A 16,239-nucleotide genomic window follows, 5' to 3' on the forward strand; every position below is an offset into this window, starting at 1 on the left:
GTTGATCTTTCAAATTTCCAAATTTTATTAAAACTGCTTGATCCCACCCTATGATAATGCTAATTATGATTCATATTAAACAATATTATTTAAATAACGTATCAAAAAGGGAAATGTCATGGAAATCGCAAAAGGACATGCGCTGTTTAATAATGACCACGTGATGCAAGAACTGGGCGCGCGCTTGGTTGACTATAAAGATTGCTATGCCAAAGTAGAACTCTTGGTCGAAAAGCGACATACCCAAGGGCATGGCACTTGTCATGGTGGCATTATCTTCACCTTAGCCGATGGTGCTTTTGCCGTTGCCTGCAACACAGGTGACTACCCTGCCGTGGGACAGCACTGCAATATCAGCTACATTAAGCCTGGGAAAATTGGTGACATCCTTACTGCAACTGCGGAGTTACGCTCTCAAGCGGGCCGTTCGGAATTCTATGACATCCAAGTGGTCAACCAAAAGCAAGAAACCATTGCGGAATTTAGAGGTGTGTCACGCATGCTGGTACCCGCCAAGAAAGAACTGTCATAAATATGAGAACCATCTGAACTGATCTCAACAGCTTCAACACGACCTAGCTTCTTGTTTTGGTTACATATTGAAATGTTGAAATTTTATTGATTGTTTAAACTAAATCTTTTTTAAGCTTTAGGATCAATCAGATGGTTAAATTGCTAGTGCCGCTTATTGGACTTGGTTTCTCCTCTTTTTGCTTTGCGCAAAATCCACTCAGTGTACATGTCCTGAATTTAGAAAATGGCTTACCTTCCGCTAACGTCAAAGTGGTACTTGAAGCACAACAAAATGATAAATGGACAGAGATCAATACAGGCACCACCGATGAACAAGGTCGGATTGCCGAACTTTATCCCAAAGATGCCCCTTTACAAAAAGGCGTATATAAAGTCACTTTTAAAACTGGGGACTGGTTCCGTCAAAAGAATGAACGCTCATTTTTTCCAGAAGTTCCTGTAGTGTTCGTGATTGATGGCTCACTGGAGCATTATCATATTCCGCTACTGATCAGTCCTTATGGTTATTCGACCTATCGCGGGAATTAATTGCACTGCATAAATGCCTATTCAAATACAAAAAAGCCGATACTTTCTAGCATCGGCTTTTTTAATTTACGCTGTGTCTATTTAAGCTTTTAACCAAGCATCTGCTTTCGCCTGATTTTCCACTTTTAATTCCACCGTGGTTAAGCCCGTTTCACCACCTTGAACTTCAAATTGCATCAATTCATCACGACGGAAGGCAAAAATCGTGAATGTTTCTTGGCGTTTCGCATATTGTGCTAATAACTTTTCACTGGCTTTTAAGCCATCAATTGCAAGAATCACATCATTGGCTGATAGACCTGCTTGTGCAGCAGCACCATCGCGGCGCGCTTGCTGAATCAGCACACCTTCTGGTTTATCTACGACTTTCATGCCAAATGGCAATGACTTGTCATTTTTCAGACTATAGCTTAAGCCAAACTCTGGGAACAATTGATCCAGCGGTAGTTCATCTACGGTGTTAATCAAATGGTTAATCTGTTCAAGCCAGCTGTCGCCAGTTAATTGCTCACAGATTTCAAAAATGCTGCGTTCATTGACCTGAATCCCATTTTGCGCATTTTCATAGAGCTTACGCATTAAGGCATCCAAACTCGAACCACGTAAACGCAGACCCAAATCTAAGCATAATGCGACTAAACAGCCTTTGTTATAGTAGCTGGTGCCTGCATTATTCGAGTTTTCATCCTGACGGTAAAACTTCACCCACGCATCAAAACTCGACTCCGCCACAGTTTGCACATTGCGACCAGGGTTTTGCAAATAACGATCAATCTGGGTTTTGAGTAGTTTGAGATACGACTCTTGCGACACCACACCACTACGTAACAAAATTAGATCATCATAATACGAAGTAAAGCCTTCAAACACCCAAAGCAAAGTCGTATAGCTTTCTTTGTTCAGGTCATAATTGACCAAATTTTCAGGGCGAATAAACTTCACCAACCATGAGTGGAAATATTCATGGCTGCACAAGCCCAAGAAGCGTTGATAATCTTCCGAAGGCTCTACAGGTTCATCAGCTTTTGGCAAATCACTGCGTGGTGTAATTAAACTGGTGCTGTTGGGATGCTCTAAACCACCATAACTATTGCCCGTTGCCATGGTCATAAAGGTATAGTTGGCAAACGGAGCAGAACCGAACATTTTAATTTCAGTGGCACAGATTTTTTCAATGTCTTGCTGCATACGTTCTGCATTCATGGCGTGTTGCCCTGAAACCACAAACTCATGTGCAATGCCTTCGGCTTCAAAACCAAAACGGGTTTGTTCCGCCAGTTCAAATGGCGCATCAATCAATTCTGCATAGTTTTGTGCTTTTAAGGTATAACGCCCTTTCACCAAGCTTTTAGATGCCAAGCCTGTTGCCAACTGGAAATGCTTTAATTCATCTGGCAAGAACAGTTCAACTTCAACTTCTTTTTCTTCCTGACCTTCCAAGCCCAAACACGCGCAAGCTGGATTGACATATAAACGGTTCTGATCGACATAAGCGCCACGCACCGACAAATCGTAAGCGTAGACATCATATTCAACCGTAATAAATTCATGGTCGGTATTGAACAAGCGCCATTTATTCTTTTCAAATTTCTGAATTTTTAAAATACGTCCTGCTTCATCATAGGCACGCACCGATTCAATGTGCTTGGAAAACTCACGAATCAGGTAGCTACCTGGAATCCAAGTTGGGAGTGAAAGGACTTGAGTTGGGTTTGCCAAAAAACGCAGTGTGACATGTACAAGATGCTGACGATAATCGTCAAATTCGATTTGATAATGCAACATAATAGGCAGTTCAAAATAAAAATAATTAATCTTGGCAGCTAGCTTAGCACTTTTTTTCAAGCCGATGCAGAACTGTGTTATTTGTCTGCAACACAGACTAGCCATCCGTTCAAAAAAGGCATAGCATGCCCCTAGTTTTGTCAGTTTTTTGCTGATGGATTAGCTTGATAGGAATACCTTTGAAACGTTTCACTTACCTCCTCGCTTTATTTGCTTTGCTCTGGACTTCTTTTGCCAATGCAACACTGCTTAACTTGGTTCCCGAAAGTGTCCAAGCCGAATCATGGACGATTTTAGACACTCAATCAGGACAAGTGATTGCAGAACATAATAGCCATGCACAACGTGCACCAGCCTCATTAACCAAAATGATGGTGGGCTATATTGCCTTAAAAGAAATTCAGGCAGGACATTTACGTAAAGATGAGGTTCTCACGGCAACCCCAGTGGTAAAAACCGTGATGTGGGATGAATCGCAAATGTACTTAAAAGAAGGTGAGCAAATCTCAGTTGATCAACTTCTTGCAGGCTTAATTGTGATGTCTGCAAATGATGCAGCAGTGACGCTGGCGGAACGTATTTCGGGCAGTATTCCAAAGTTTGTTGAACGCATGAATCAGGAAGCGAAAGCGTTGGGCATGAAAGACACCCACTTTCAAAACCCAGCAGGTATTACCATGCCTGAGCATTATTCTTCTGCCAATGATTTAGCACACTTGGGACAAGCAATTACCAAACAAACTCCTGACTATTTGTATTATTCCAAGCAACAGAGCTTTAGCTATAACCAACGTTTTCACCGCGCCACCAATTTGGTGCTGAAAATGGATGCGACTGTAGACGGCTTAAAAACAGGTTATACCAAGGCGGCAGGCTACAACCTCGCCTTAACTGCAAATCGCCCGACCATGAATCCTGATGCGCCAAACCGACGTTTAGTTGTAGTGGTGATGGGAACCAAAAGTGCAGCCAAACGTGCTGAAGTGGCGTATGACCTGATGAATTTGGCATACACCTATACCCGCAATGAAGTCGCGATTAAAGACAAACAATTGATTGCGGAATTACCTGTGGTGAAATCCACACTGAAAATGTTTAAAGTGCAAACACAGGCACCTGAACTGATCACCACATCCTTGTATGACCAACCCTATGCGATTGACTTAAGCACTTATGACAAGGTCAATCAACGCATTATGCTTAACACAGATGATGGCACAATCCGTCCAGTAGAGCCATTGCTAGAAACACGCACGCATATGAATGTTGAAATGCAAGAACATGCCCTGACTGCGCCATTGGCTAAAGTGATGCAGCTTGCTACTGTACAAGTCTATCAAAACAATCAGCTTCTACGCAGCATTACCATTCAAGAGGATGTACAAATTGATGAAGCCAATATTTTTCAGCGCTTCTGCATCTGGCTTAAACACATCCTGCCATTTTTCAGCAGTGAAGAACTCAAAGTGAAGATTTACCCCCTCCATTAAAATGAAATGCTTTGGTCTGGTTTATGTAAGTTGTTGTAACTTATAAAACAATTCCAACACATCCCCTGTAAGAAGATGGCATGTTAAGCCATCTTCTTTTTTTAATAATAAATAGGTCCGTCGAATATGAACGAACTGCATAACATTGTGATTGTGGGCGGTGGTGCTGGAGGGCTAGAGCTTGCCACTTTATTGGGCACACATTTGGGTAAGCCCGCAAAAGCCAAAATCACTCTGGTTGATCAAAACCTCACGCATATTTGGAAACCGTTACTGCATGAAATTGCCGTCGGTGCACTCAACGCACATACCGAAGAACTGAATTATTTTGCACATGCTGCCCAACATGACTACACCTTTGTCTTGGGTCGCTTTATCCAATTAGATCGCGCCAATAAAAGCATTTTATTAGAACATCCCTTTGCGGGTGTGAGTGAAGAACATCGCCACTATTCTCTAAACTATGACACATTAATCTTTGCCATTGGCTCCACCTCCAATGATTTCAATACCGAAGGGGTACGTGAGCATTGTCATTTTCTGGACAATCGAGCACAAGCCGAACAATTTCAGCAACAACTGTTACGCCTGTATCTGACTGCCCAAACGCAAACCGCGAGTCCTGATCTAAACATCGCAATTATTGGAGCAGGTGCCACAGGCGTCGAACTAGCGGCAGAGCTGGTTCAAAGCACACAAAGTTTTCAACGTTATGGACTGAATAAAATTGATCCGAAGCGCATCAAAATTTCATTGATCGAAGCCGCTGATCGCATTTTGCCTGCATTGTCTGAAGATATGGCACAGCATACATCCCGCGAATTACATGCAGCGAATATTCAAGTTTTGACCCACAAACGTGTCAGTAAAATTGATGCACAACAGATTTATTTCAGTCAAGGCAGCAGCATTCCTGCGGACTTGAAAGTCTGGTGCGCAGGCATTCAAGCTCCGAAAGTGTTTCAGCAACTGGCTGAATTTGAAAAAGATCATCTGAATCGCCTTAAAGTATATGCCACGCTCCAGACCAAAACCGATCCCAATATTTTTGCCTTTGGCGATTGTGCACATTGCCAACCTGTTGCCAATGAACCTGTACTCGGTCCACGTGCGCAAGTGGCAAGTCAGCAAGCCCACTTCTTGGTCAACGCCATGACGGCGCGTATAAAAAACAAGGCACTCCCCATGTTTAAGTTTTCAGATAAAGGCTCACTGGTGTCATTAAGTCATCATAAAGCTGTAGGAGAATTGCTCGGGCAAGTCAATGTGCAAGGTTGGGTGGCAAAATCGCTGTATGTCTCTTTATATCGCATGCATCAGACCACTTTACATGGCTATACCCACACCGCCTATTTAATGGCAAAGGATGCGATGAACAAAAAAATCGCACCTAAAATAAAAATGCATTGAAATTTTTTGAACTGCCCCTATTAACTTTAAAATGTCGTAAAAAAGTACAAAATGCAGAATTTTTGATGAAATATAGTCAACAAAATCTGCTTTTCACTTTATGATGTACCCTTAAAAATTGAATGGATCAATAACATGACTGCTATTGCAAATAACCACGTGGTTTCTTTCCACTACACATTGACTAACGCAGAGGGTGAAACTCTCGACCAATCTCAAGGTGAACCACTTGCATATTTGCACGGTGCGGGCAACATTATCCCAGGTTTAGAAAAAGCGCTTCTTGGTAAAACTGTAGGCGAAAAATTCACTGTAAACGTTCCTGCTGCTGAAGGTTATGGCGAATACAACCCAGACCTAGTTCAAGAAGTTCCAGCGCAAATGTTCCAAGGCGTTGACAACATCCAAGCGGGTATGCAATTCCAAGCGCAAACTGATGATGGCGTTCAAATCGTAACTGTTAAAGCAGTTGAAGGCGACAACGTAATCGTTGATGCAAACTTCCCACTTGCTGGTCAAGACTTAACTTTTGAAGTTGAAATCGTTGAAATCCGTGAAGCTTCTCAAGAAGAATTAGATCACGGTCACGTACACGGTGCGGGTGGTCATCACCACTAAGATCGAAAGATCAAAAAGGGCAAATTTATTTTTGCCCTTTTTTTTGCCTATTTTTTCCAATTTTATCCATCACCTTGTACTGATCATAGCAAAATCGTTTTAGAATCATTTTAAGTTGTTTATTCAAAACATTAAGCTCATGCAATTGATTTGGTTCCGACAAGAATTACGTATTCAAGACCACGCTGCGCTTTGGTATGCGACGCAATCAGGTTCGTGTTTGGCCGTGGTGATCTTATCTCCTGAACAATGGAGTCTCCACCATGAAGCGCCAGTAAAAATAGATTTTTATCTGCGCCAACTGCATGCCCTAAAACAGCAACTTGAACAGTTGAATATTCCCCTCATTATTCGCACCGTAGGTTTATGGAAAGATGTTCCAGCGACCTTACTGCATTTGGCACAAGAGTTTTCACTAGAAAGCATTCATGCCAATATTGAATTTGGCGTCAATGAATTAAAACGTGATGGCGAAGTACAAGCACTGTTGCAGCAACATAATAAACGCTTAGAATTGTACCAAGACCGCACCCTTTTCCCGATAGGTTCAATTCGGAATAAATCGCAACATCCTTATCAAGTGTTTGGTGCTTTTAAAAAAGCCTGTTACGAAGCCCTCAGTATCAGCCTTCCACAGTGTTACCCAACCCCTACTGCCCAGGCACCAGTCCAGATAAAGCTGAATGACCTTGTTCCTACACTTGCCGAACTATACAGCAAGACTCTGGCTTCAGACTATGCTGAACAATGGCCTGTCGGAGAAGACTATGCTTTGACGCTACTAGATGATTTTATCGAAAATAAGGTAAGTCACTATCAAAATGAAAGGGACTTTCCAAATTTACAGGGTACCAGTCAACTTTCGCCTTATCTCAATATTGGGATCATCTCTATTCGCCAATGTATTCAAGCCCTGTTCAGAGCACAACAAGGACATTTCCATCCAGAGAATATCGGTCAACAAACATGGTTGGATGAATTGCTTTGGCGAGAGTTTTACCAACATATCTTGTTTGATTTTCCGCAAGTCTCTAAACATCAACCTTTCAAAGCCAGCACCCAATATTTAGCTTGGCGTGAAGTGCCTGAAGATTTAACCGCATGGCAACAAGGGCGTACAGGTATTCCGATTGTCGATGCAGGTATGCGGCAATTGCTTGCCACAGGCTGGATGCATAATCGCGTGCGCATGATTACCGCCATGTTCTTGTGCAAAAACTTGCTGATTGACTGGCGGCTGGGTGAACAATGGTTTATGCAGCATTTGATTGATGGAGATTTGGCGGCCAATAATGGCGGTTGGCAATGGTGTGCATCTACAGGTACAGATGCTGTGCCTTATTTCCGCATCTTCAACCCGATTAGCCAATCACAGAAATTCGATGCCAATGGTGATTATATTCGTACATGGGTACCTGAATTGGCACATCTAGATGCCAAGACCATTCATGACCCTTTTACCAAAAATCCCAACTTAAAACTGGATTATCCACATCCAATGGTTGACTTAAAGTCGAGTCGCCAGCGTGCAATTGAAGCCTTTAAGGGAATTTAATTGTCCCACCAATTTATCTTCATATTTATTTGCAATACTTTCAGGGTCTTGCAAATAAATATCTAAAAATATCCACCACGATGTAACCAATCGACCAAATACTGTACTTTTCATGTTAAACTTCACTCGTTCATCTACCCTTGCTGTATTCTTTCCGACATAGGCGTTCTCCTGCCCATGGTCGTAAGCTAATCACTCGATTAGACAATTTTATCTCTCTCAAGACTGAAATTCAGTTCTGATAAGATCTGCAAATCTACATAGATTAAATCTCACTTTAGGTATTAATCTGGCTGTCGCTTTGGCTTGGTTTTCTCCCAAAATCAAGATCAAAGGGGTGATTTTGCAAGTGAAGGATACTCGATACTTTGATTGCTACGTTATGTAACTGGCTTGGTTGAGTTTGCTCTTGCCTACTCCATTTAGGTGTAAAATGAGTCATATCTGCTATGACTAAATACATAGCATCAATATGGATACAATATCTAAAAATCAGACCGATCCATTCGGTACGACTTGAGATAAAGCATCTAAAGATCGAAGCAGTGAATATGGTAGTTGAAATATCATTTTTTCTTCATATGAGGTGCTTATGCGTACATTTCTTGTTGTCTTACTAACGTCTTATTACTTAGTCGGCTGCCAAGGAGCTGTGACTCCGCCTCCTCCTTCCACACAACCCTTGATTCAAGACACGCCAAGTGGTTGGGTCGGATAAATAAAAAAAGCCCCTGTTCAGGGGCTTTTTAGCAATTAAAGATGTTTAAGCTGCTTGTTCATCACGCTTAAAGACCAGTTCTCCTTTCATCGAGCTTGCAGCATCAAAATAATAACCATCCGTATTGAAAGATTTTAAATCTTCAGCACGATTCAGTTGATTTTGAATAATATAGCGCGCCATTAAACCACGGGCTTTTTTCGCGTAAAAACTAATCACTTTGTATTTGCCATTTTTCTGATCCAAGAAAACAGGCTTAATAATTTCAGCCTTTACTTTGCTTTCTTTGACCGATTTATAGTATTCATCAGAAGCCAAATTCACCAACAGCTCAGAATTCGCCTGAGCCAAGTCAGCATTGACCAACTGGGTAATTTGATCTCCCCAAAACTCATATAAGTTATGACCACGTGCATTGGCAAGTTTGGTTCCCATTTCCAAACGATACGGCATCATCAAGTCCAAAGGACGCAATAAACCGTATAACCCCGACAGCATACGCAAATGGGTTTGTGCAAATTCCAAGTCTTGCGCACTTAAATCGTAGGCATCTAAACCGGTATAAACATCACCTTTAAAGGCAAAAATGGCTTGGCGCGCATTGGAAAAATTAAACTCTGGTTGCCAGTCACGGAAGCGTGCTACGTTTAATTGTGCAATTTTTTCACTGACACTCATTAAACTGGCGATTTCTGAAGCAGATAGCTTACGACTTCCGTCTATAAGTTGTTGTGAATGCTCTAACAGTCTTGGTAAAGTGTGCTGGTCAGTTGGAAGTGCAGATTCATAATCTAAAGTCTTAGCAGGAGAAATTAAGGCGAGCATATACAATCTGATTAAAAAATAATTAAACAAACTATATCAGTAGACTTATTTTTTTTCCAATCTGTGTTTTTACTAAGCATAATCGGTAAAATAGCCGATTCTCCTGCTATTAATCCATTTATCTTATGTCCGAGCAAATTTTCATTCCCGGTCCTGTGGGTCAAATTGAAGTTTTCGTTGATTACCCACAAGGCGAAGTGAAAGGATTCGCGGTAATTTGCCACCCCCATCCATTGCAAGGCGGCACGCCTCAACATAAAGTTCCAGCACTTCTTGCCCAAATTTTAGTTGAAAATGGCTGTGTGGTTTATCGTCCTAGCTTCCGTGGTTCAGGGCAAAGTGAAGGTGTCCATGACGAAGGACACGGCGAAACTGACGATGTGTTAAAAGTCATTCATCATGCACGTTTGCAACATGTAGGCTTGCCTTTTTATGCAGGTGGCTTCAGCTTTGGCGCGCACGTAATGGCGAAATGCTACGATGCTTTACCAAGCGAACTCAGATCGATTCAAACGATTTTATGTGGTTTGCCAACTGCAACGGTTGCAGGTGTTCGTCACTATCAAACGCCTGAAATTAAAGGTGATATTCTATTCATTCATGGTGAAGCTGATGATGTAACAACATTATCTGACATGATTGCATGGGCAAAACCTCAACGTCATTTGGTTACTGTTTTACCAGGTGCTAACCACTTCTTCACAGGTTATTTAAAACAGTTACGTATCGCGATTGCACGTTTCTTGTTAATTTAAGCTGCAATACAATCGGGAAAGAAATCATGATTTGAGAAAATGGTTTCTTTCTTGTATTTCTACTCAAACAGACTACTTAGCGCTCATTTTAAGCTACTGATTAATTTTTTTAATCGGTCCTAATTAGCGCCATCTTCTCGATTTATTTAGATTTAGCTATTCAAACTTATTTTCTTCCTTGAATGAGCAGACACGCCTTTCATTTATACCCAAATACATCACTCTGGCTGTTTAATTGATACATGCTTGAGCTTCCCTCTATTGTCGACATTGCATGTGATGTGAAGGAGCACTTTGTTCAGCTTTACAAGCTTATTTAGTGACGTTTTTTGGCATTTTCTGCACATCCGTATTTTAATAATTAATTATACAATCAATACCTTAGCTCGCTATAGCTTTCCACTTTCAAATTTCAATACTGCGGTCAGGTTTCTATGAAAACATTTTTCGGAGCAATGTTACTTGCTTTAGCCACTACATCAACTTTTGCACAGGATATTACTGGTACTTGGCGCTATATTGATGATAAAACAGGCGAGCCTAAAGCTCTGGTGAAAATTGAAAAGCAAAGTAATGACACTTATGCAGGTACCGTGCTTAAGCTCACTCCACGCCCTGGTTATACAGCCAAAGAATTCTGTACCCATTGCCCTGTACCGTACACCAACAAACCAATTGTCGGGATGCAAGTTATTTCTGGTCTAAAGACACAAGATCATGTTAATTACAGTAACGGTAAAATTATTGATCCTGTATCTGGAAAAATTTACAGCTTAAAAGGCAAGGTTAGCGCGAATAACAAAAAACTGTTTTTACGTGGCTATTTTGGCGTTTCAGCGGTCGGTCGTAGTCAAACTTGGTTACGTGTCGAGTAAAAGTCTGCACTTTATTCGTTAAGTTCCTCAGAGTTTAAACTCGGTATTTCAAGTAATTATGTGTCAATCTGCTGAATCGAAGCAAACCTATTCAGCAGATGATTTTTAATAAAAGATGCTCGCTCAGTTTTTACAACCATTCAAATCCACTAAAACTCTCATCCGTTTTCAATGTATTTTCAACCGCTTGTGCCAATTGGTTTAATAAACTTCGCTCATTAATACGATCTAACCAGTCCTGATCTTCCGTTGGATATGAGGTAATTTCACAAACCAAATGTCCTTCCTGATCTGAACCTTGACAGGTAATCGACAAGGGCAAGGCATGGTTGTCGACACTCACGGCAACATGATCACGACTTTGTGGCAGGGTATGGAAGCCATATTGACTGAGTTTGCCGACCAATAAGTCCGCTACATATTCTTGTGTAATATGGCACTGGTTCTCTGCAACTGCCTGATGTTGATGCTGCTCGCAATTGGCAGTGAATTGTAGTTTTCGCATAATGCTACCCAAAGGCATTTTTGTTATATGGGTTTAGCATAAGCAATAAAAACAAAACAGCCAAGCATTTGCTTGGCTGTTCAATCATAAATACATGACTTGTGGAGTCACAAGGCTTATTCAGTGACCTGAATCGCTAAACCCGCTTGATTTGCAAGTTCTGTAAAGGTTGGGAAACTGGTTGCCACAGTTTCTGTACCCATAATTTTGATCTCTCCTGAACTACGTAAACCCGCCATACTAAAGCTCATGGCAATACGATGATCATGGTGTGATTCAATTTCACCACCTGTAAAGATTGCAGACCAATCTCCAGATTGACCTTTACCTTCAATAATGATGCCGTCTTCAGTAGGCGTACAATCAATACCCATGGTTTTTAAACCATCTGCCATGACTTGAATACGATCCGATTCTTTCACGCGTAATTCAGCAGCACCCGTCAGGACAGTCTGCCCTTCGGCACATGCCGCAGCAATAAACAATGCTGGGAATTCATCAATCGCTAAAGGCACTTGATCTTCAGGCATATGAATACCCCTTAAGGTACGACTACCACGAATACGAATATCCGCAATCGGCTCGCCACCAGCTATACGTTCGTTTTCTACGCTAAGGTCCGCACCCATTTGTTTCAGGATTTCAATCACACCTGTACGCGTTGGGTTAATCCCGACCGCTTCCAGCGTCACGTCTGAACCTTCGGTAATCGCAGCACCGACCATAAAGAATGCAGCAGAAGAAATATCAGATGGCACCTGAATGTCAGTACCAACTAACTTACCACCACCTTGTAGCGAAATGCGATTACCTTCAGTTTTCACGTCATAACCAAAAGCACGTAGCATACGCTCAGTATGATCACGTGTCGGCTCAGGTTCAGTCACAGACGTTTCACCCGCTGCCCATAAACCCGCCAATAGAATGCCTGATTTCACTTGCGCAGAAGCCATTGGCAAATCGTAGTGAATGCCTTTTAGCGGTTGGCTACCTGTAATCGACACTGGTGGTGTACCACGCTCACCTGTGGTTTGGATTTGCGCACCCATTTCACGTAATGGTTTCGCAATACGCTCCATTGGACGCTTTGACAACGAAGCATCACCCGTCATCACAGAATCAAATTTTTGCGCAGAAAGCATGCCTGACAACAGACGCATAGATGTGCCTGAGTTCCCCATATACAGCGCGCTTGCAGGTGCTTTTAGCCCCTGCATGCCTACACCATGAATGGTCACTTCACCATTTTTAGGACCTTCTATGCTTACACCCATATCGCGGAAGGCTTGCAATGTTGCCAATGCATCTTCACCTTCAAGGAAACCTGTAACATGGGTTGTGCCTTCTGCAATCGCACCAAACATGATAGAGCGGTGAGACACAGACTTGTCTCCAGGCACGGTAAATTTACCTTGGAACGTCTTAGGGCCTGGCAAAATGGTAAATTGTTGTGTCACCTTATTTTTCTCCATCAGGGGTTTCTTGGCTAACATGTGATTGAAATGTTGTCGCGCCGCTTGAGCATTGCCAAGCAAGCCCATTAAGGCTGGCGAATCTTCATTTTCAATCAGTTTTCTAAGTACAGCGAGTTGTTGTTCAAAACCATCTACAGCATTCAAAATGGCTTTTTTATTGGCAAAGAAGATGTCATGCCACATTTGCGGATCACTGGCAGCAATACGCGAAAAATCACGAAAACCGCCCGCAGCGTAACGGAAAATATCCAGATTGTCGGCACGGTTTGCAAGTTGTTCGACCAAGTTGAATGCCATTAAATGCGGTAAATGACTGGTGTGCGCCAACACTTCATCGTGCTTTTCCACATCCATGCAAATCACTTCTGCTTTCGCGGCTTGCCACAGGGTAATTAGCTTTTCGACTGCCCAAGGTGCACTACTTGGCAGTGGTGTGAGAATGACTTTATGGTGGGCAAATAAATCGACTTTGCCTGCATGCACACCTGTATGTTCAGCCCCTGCTATTGGATGACCAGGCACAAAACCCGCAGGAAGCATTTCACCATACACCGCCTTGGCTGCATCAACCACATTGCCTTTGGTACTGCCTACATCGGTAATGATGCAGTTTTCCGACAAATAAGGTTTAATGGTAGCTAAGACTTTTTCTGTGGCACGTACAGGTAAAGCCAGTACGACCAAATCCGCACCTTGTACAGCATCGACTGGATTACTATAACCTTGCTCAATTAAACCCAATGCTTTCGCATCTTCCAGCGTTTTCGCTGAACGTGTCGATGCAACAATTTCAGTTGCCAATTTTTCAGCAATCATTACACGAGCCAGACTTGAACCAATCAGTCCGAGTCCAATAAATGCAACTTTTTTAAACAACGGCTGTGTCATCTTTTATGCTTTCGCCTCTAAACCCCACACTTTGGCAAGTGCTTTTCAACGGTATCTTTATGCTTAAGTTTGTTTAAAACTCGAAGTGTATGCCTGCTGTCTCGGTGTATCTGGCTTTCGTCTAGACTCATGCAGCGAGACAGCAGTGCCACCTTACGATGGCAAATGTCTTTTATAGCACAGCGATTGGATAAGAACCCAATACACGCACTTCTTTGACTAAAGGACGAATTTCTTCAATCGCTGCTTTCACATTGTCTTGTTCAATATGCCCTTCAAGGTCAATAAAGAACACATAGGCCCATTTTTCTGGAAGCGCAGGACGCGTTTCAATACTGGTCAAACTAATTTGATGTTTCGCAAAAGGCGCCAAGATTTCAAGTAAAGCACCTGCACGGTCATGTGCAGAAATCAGCAATGAAGTTTTATCATTGCCACTTTGCGGAACCTTCTCACGACCAATCACCAAGAAACGTGTGGTGTTTTCTGGATTATCTTCAATATTGCTGTGCAGAATTTCTAATTCATAAATACTTGCAGCCACATCCGATGCAATGGCAGCCGAATGCCATTCGTTACGAATACGACGTGCCGCTTCAGCATTCGAGTTTAATGCCACACGTTCCACCCCTGGATAATGTGCATCTAACCATTTACGGCACTGTGCCAAGGTTTGTTGGTGCGCATAAATCTGCTTAATGCTGTCTTTACGGGTATTTTCAGAAATCAAGAATTGATGATGGATACGCAACTCCACCTCACCAATTACATTCAAGGTCGAAGATTTAAAACAATCTAGCGTATGGTTGACTACGCCTTCAGATGAGTTTTCGACAGGCACTAAACCATAATGTGCACTGCCCGCTTCAACTTCACGAAAAACTTCATCAATGGTTGGTAAAGGACGTACCACTGCATCCTGACCAAAATGCTTCAACACAGCTGAATGGGTAAAAGTTCCGACTGGACCCAAGAACGCAATACTTTGTGGCGCTTCTAGTGCGAGACAAGCCGACATAATTTCACGGAATAAACGCGCCATCGTCACATCTGACAATGGACCTTCATTACGCTCCATCACATTACGTAAGACTTGCGCTTCACGTTCAGGACGGTAAAACATTGGATTCTCTTCAGAAGCAAATTTTGCTTTTGCTACTGCTTCTGCCAAGCGCGCGCGACGGTTAATCAGTTGTTGAATCTGCTGATCGACAGAATCAATATCTTCGCGAATCTTGGTCAAGTCTAGAGAAGTCGTAGTGTTTTGATCGTCGTTGATCATTGTTATTTCGCCCTGCAAAAACGTGAATGCCGACAGTATATCAAGAGTTCAATTAAATGGTAGGCAATAAAATCTGGATTCATCCTGATTTCAAGCCACTAGCCCCTAATATTTGCCAAAATCGAACTAAAGTTTTGGATTATAGAATCGATATAAACCTCAACTTCAAGATTTAGAGGATTGGGCCATGTAAATAACACAGCCGCTAAGGGTTAAAATTGGCTCATAAAAATGTAATGACAAATACAATACAACATTGAAATTTGATGAATCACGTTATCTTTATTATTTATTTAAAACATAAGACTAGAAAGTTTCATCAACAATATGACATGATCAAGGCATATTACTTTTCGATCACAATTTAACCACAATTTAATATGACGTATTTCACAATTTGTCTGTTATTTTAATTTTAAAAATGCTATTCGGAGAATAAAAATGCCAAAAAGAATTGCAGTTTTAGTCACGCATGACTTCGAAGACATGGAATATGTCGAACCTGTGGAAGCCTTCCGAGCAGCTAGTCATAGTGTGGTCAATATAGAAAACAAAGCAGGGAATATTGTTTATGGAAAAAAACGCCGCTATTCCGTAACAATTGATCAAGGTATTGATGATGTATGCGTGCAAGAATTTGACGCGCTATTAATTCCTGGAGGTTACTCACCAGACAATTTAAGAGCAGATGAACGCTATGTAGATTTTGTACGCAGATTTGCCAATGCACAAAAGCCAATTATGAGTATTTGTCATGGTCCGCAATTGTTAATTAATGCAGGCGTGGTCAAGGGACGACGCATGACCACCATGAAATCAGTGATTATTGATTTACTTAACGCAGGCGCTGTGTTTTACGATCAAGCGGTAGTGAATGACAATAACCTGTATATTTCATCTCGCGCGCCTGAAGACCTACCTGACTTCATACGTGAAAGTTTAAATGTACTTAAGCTTTAAAGTAAAAAGAGCCTTAGGGCTCTTTTTACAATGCTA

Annotated in this window: 15 protein-coding genes; 10 read left to right on the top strand and 5 right to left on the bottom strand. The window is 41.9% G+C overall.

Annotated features, from left to right (window positions below):
* Positions 1–118 precede the first annotated feature (118 nt).
* Positions 119–532, top strand: coding sequence for a hydroxyphenylacetyl-CoA thioesterase PaaI (paaI, locus tag GWK51_RS01380; protein ID WP_100241576.1), 414 nt, complete (start codon positions 119–121; stop codon positions 530–532).
* A gap of 131 nt (positions 533–663) precedes the next feature.
* Positions 664–1,062 (top strand): hydroxyisourate hydrolase, encoded by a 399-nt coding sequence (gene uraH / locus GWK51_RS01385; RefSeq protein WP_161932383.1) that lies wholly within the window; start codon positions 664–666, stop codon positions 1,060–1,062.
* Positions 1,063–1,143: 81 nt separating this feature from the next.
* Here uraH and GWK51_RS01390 read toward each other — a convergent pair whose 3' ends face one another.
* Entirely contained in the window at positions 1,144–2,847 is a 1,704-nt protein-coding gene (locus GWK51_RS01390; RefSeq protein WP_161932384.1) for a M61 family metallopeptidase, read from the bottom strand.
* A 179-nt stretch (positions 2,848–3,026) separates the two neighbouring features.
* Here GWK51_RS01390 and GWK51_RS01395 point away from each other — a divergent pair, with 179 nt between their 5' ends.
* From GWK51_RS01395 to GWK51_RS16715, 5 genes are all read left to right on the top strand, one after another.
* The gene (locus GWK51_RS01395) at positions 3,027–4,337 is read left to right on the top strand and encodes a D-alanyl-D-alanine carboxypeptidase PBP6B (protein WP_161932385.1); all 1,311 of its coding nucleotides are present in this window, start codon (positions 3,027–3,029) and stop codon (positions 4,335–4,337) included.
* A gap of 126 nt (positions 4,338–4,463) precedes the next feature.
* Entirely contained in the window at positions 4,464–5,747 is a 1,284-nt protein-coding gene (locus GWK51_RS01400) for an NAD(P)/FAD-dependent oxidoreductase (RefSeq protein WP_161932386.1), read from the top strand.
* A gap of 135 nt (positions 5,748–5,882) precedes the next feature.
* The gene (locus GWK51_RS01405; protein WP_016167486.1) at positions 5,883–6,365 is read left to right on the top strand and encodes an FKBP-type peptidyl-prolyl cis-trans isomerase; all 483 of its coding nucleotides are present in this window, start codon (positions 5,883–5,885) and stop codon (positions 6,363–6,365) included.
* Positions 6,366–6,504: 139 nt separating this feature from the next.
* Positions 6,505–7,920, top strand: coding sequence for a cryptochrome/photolyase family protein (locus tag GWK51_RS01410; RefSeq protein ID WP_161932387.1), 1,416 nt, complete (start codon positions 6,505–6,507; stop codon positions 7,918–7,920).
* Between the two features lie 592 nt (positions 7,921–8,512).
* Positions 8,513–8,638: a hypothetical protein gene (locus tag GWK51_RS16715; protein WP_264757391.1), complete on the top strand. Its 126-nt coding sequence runs from the start codon at positions 8,513–8,515 to the stop codon at positions 8,636–8,638.
* Between the two features lie 45 nt (positions 8,639–8,683).
* Here the strand turns inward: GWK51_RS16715 and yaaA are convergent, their stop codons facing one another.
* Positions 8,684–9,463: a peroxide stress protein YaaA gene (gene yaaA / locus GWK51_RS01415; RefSeq protein ID WP_161932388.1), complete on the bottom strand. Its 780-nt coding sequence runs from the start codon at positions 9,461–9,463 to the stop codon at positions 8,684–8,686.
* A gap of 125 nt (positions 9,464–9,588) precedes the next feature.
* On the opposite strand from yaaA, the gene GWK51_RS01420 reads away from it, so the two are divergent.
* Both GWK51_RS01420 and GWK51_RS01425 read left to right on the top strand, forming a co-directional pair.
* Positions 9,589–10,218, top strand: coding sequence for an alpha/beta hydrolase (locus GWK51_RS01420; RefSeq protein ID WP_100241582.1), 630 nt, complete (start codon positions 9,589–9,591; stop codon positions 10,216–10,218).
* A 434-nt stretch (positions 10,219–10,652) separates the two neighbouring features.
* Positions 10,653–11,093, top strand: a complete 441-nt coding sequence (locus GWK51_RS01425) for a DUF2147 domain-containing protein (RefSeq protein ID WP_100241583.1) — start codon at positions 10,653–10,655, stop codon at positions 11,091–11,093.
* 130 nt (positions 11,094–11,223) lie between these two features.
* Here GWK51_RS01425 and GWK51_RS01430 read toward each other — a convergent pair whose 3' ends face one another.
* From GWK51_RS01430 to pheA, 3 genes are all read right to left on the bottom strand, one after another.
* Entirely contained in the window at positions 11,224–11,598 is a 375-nt protein-coding gene (locus GWK51_RS01430) for a hypothetical protein (protein ID WP_161932389.1), read from the bottom strand.
* Positions 11,599–11,714: 116 nt separating this feature from the next.
* Positions 11,715–13,961, bottom strand: coding sequence for a bifunctional prephenate dehydrogenase/3-phosphoshikimate 1-carboxyvinyltransferase (locus GWK51_RS01435; protein ID WP_161932390.1), 2,247 nt, complete (start codon positions 13,959–13,961; stop codon positions 11,715–11,717).
* A 172-nt stretch (positions 13,962–14,133) separates the two neighbouring features.
* Complete coding sequence (gene pheA, locus GWK51_RS01440) at positions 14,134–15,243, bottom strand: prephenate dehydratase (RefSeq protein WP_100241586.1); 1,110 nt, start codon at positions 15,241–15,243, stop codon at positions 14,134–14,136.
* 441 nt (positions 15,244–15,684) lie between these two features.
* On the opposite strand from pheA, the gene GWK51_RS01445 reads away from it, so the two are divergent.
* Positions 15,685–16,203, top strand: a complete 519-nt coding sequence (locus tag GWK51_RS01445; protein ID WP_100241587.1) for a type 1 glutamine amidotransferase domain-containing protein — start codon at positions 15,685–15,687, stop codon at positions 16,201–16,203.
* Positions 16,204–16,239: the final 36 nt, after the last annotated feature.

Source organism: Acinetobacter kanungonis (genome assembly GCF_009939195.1).
GTDB lineage: Bacteria > Pseudomonadota > Gammaproteobacteria > Pseudomonadales > Moraxellaceae > Acinetobacter > Acinetobacter kanungonis.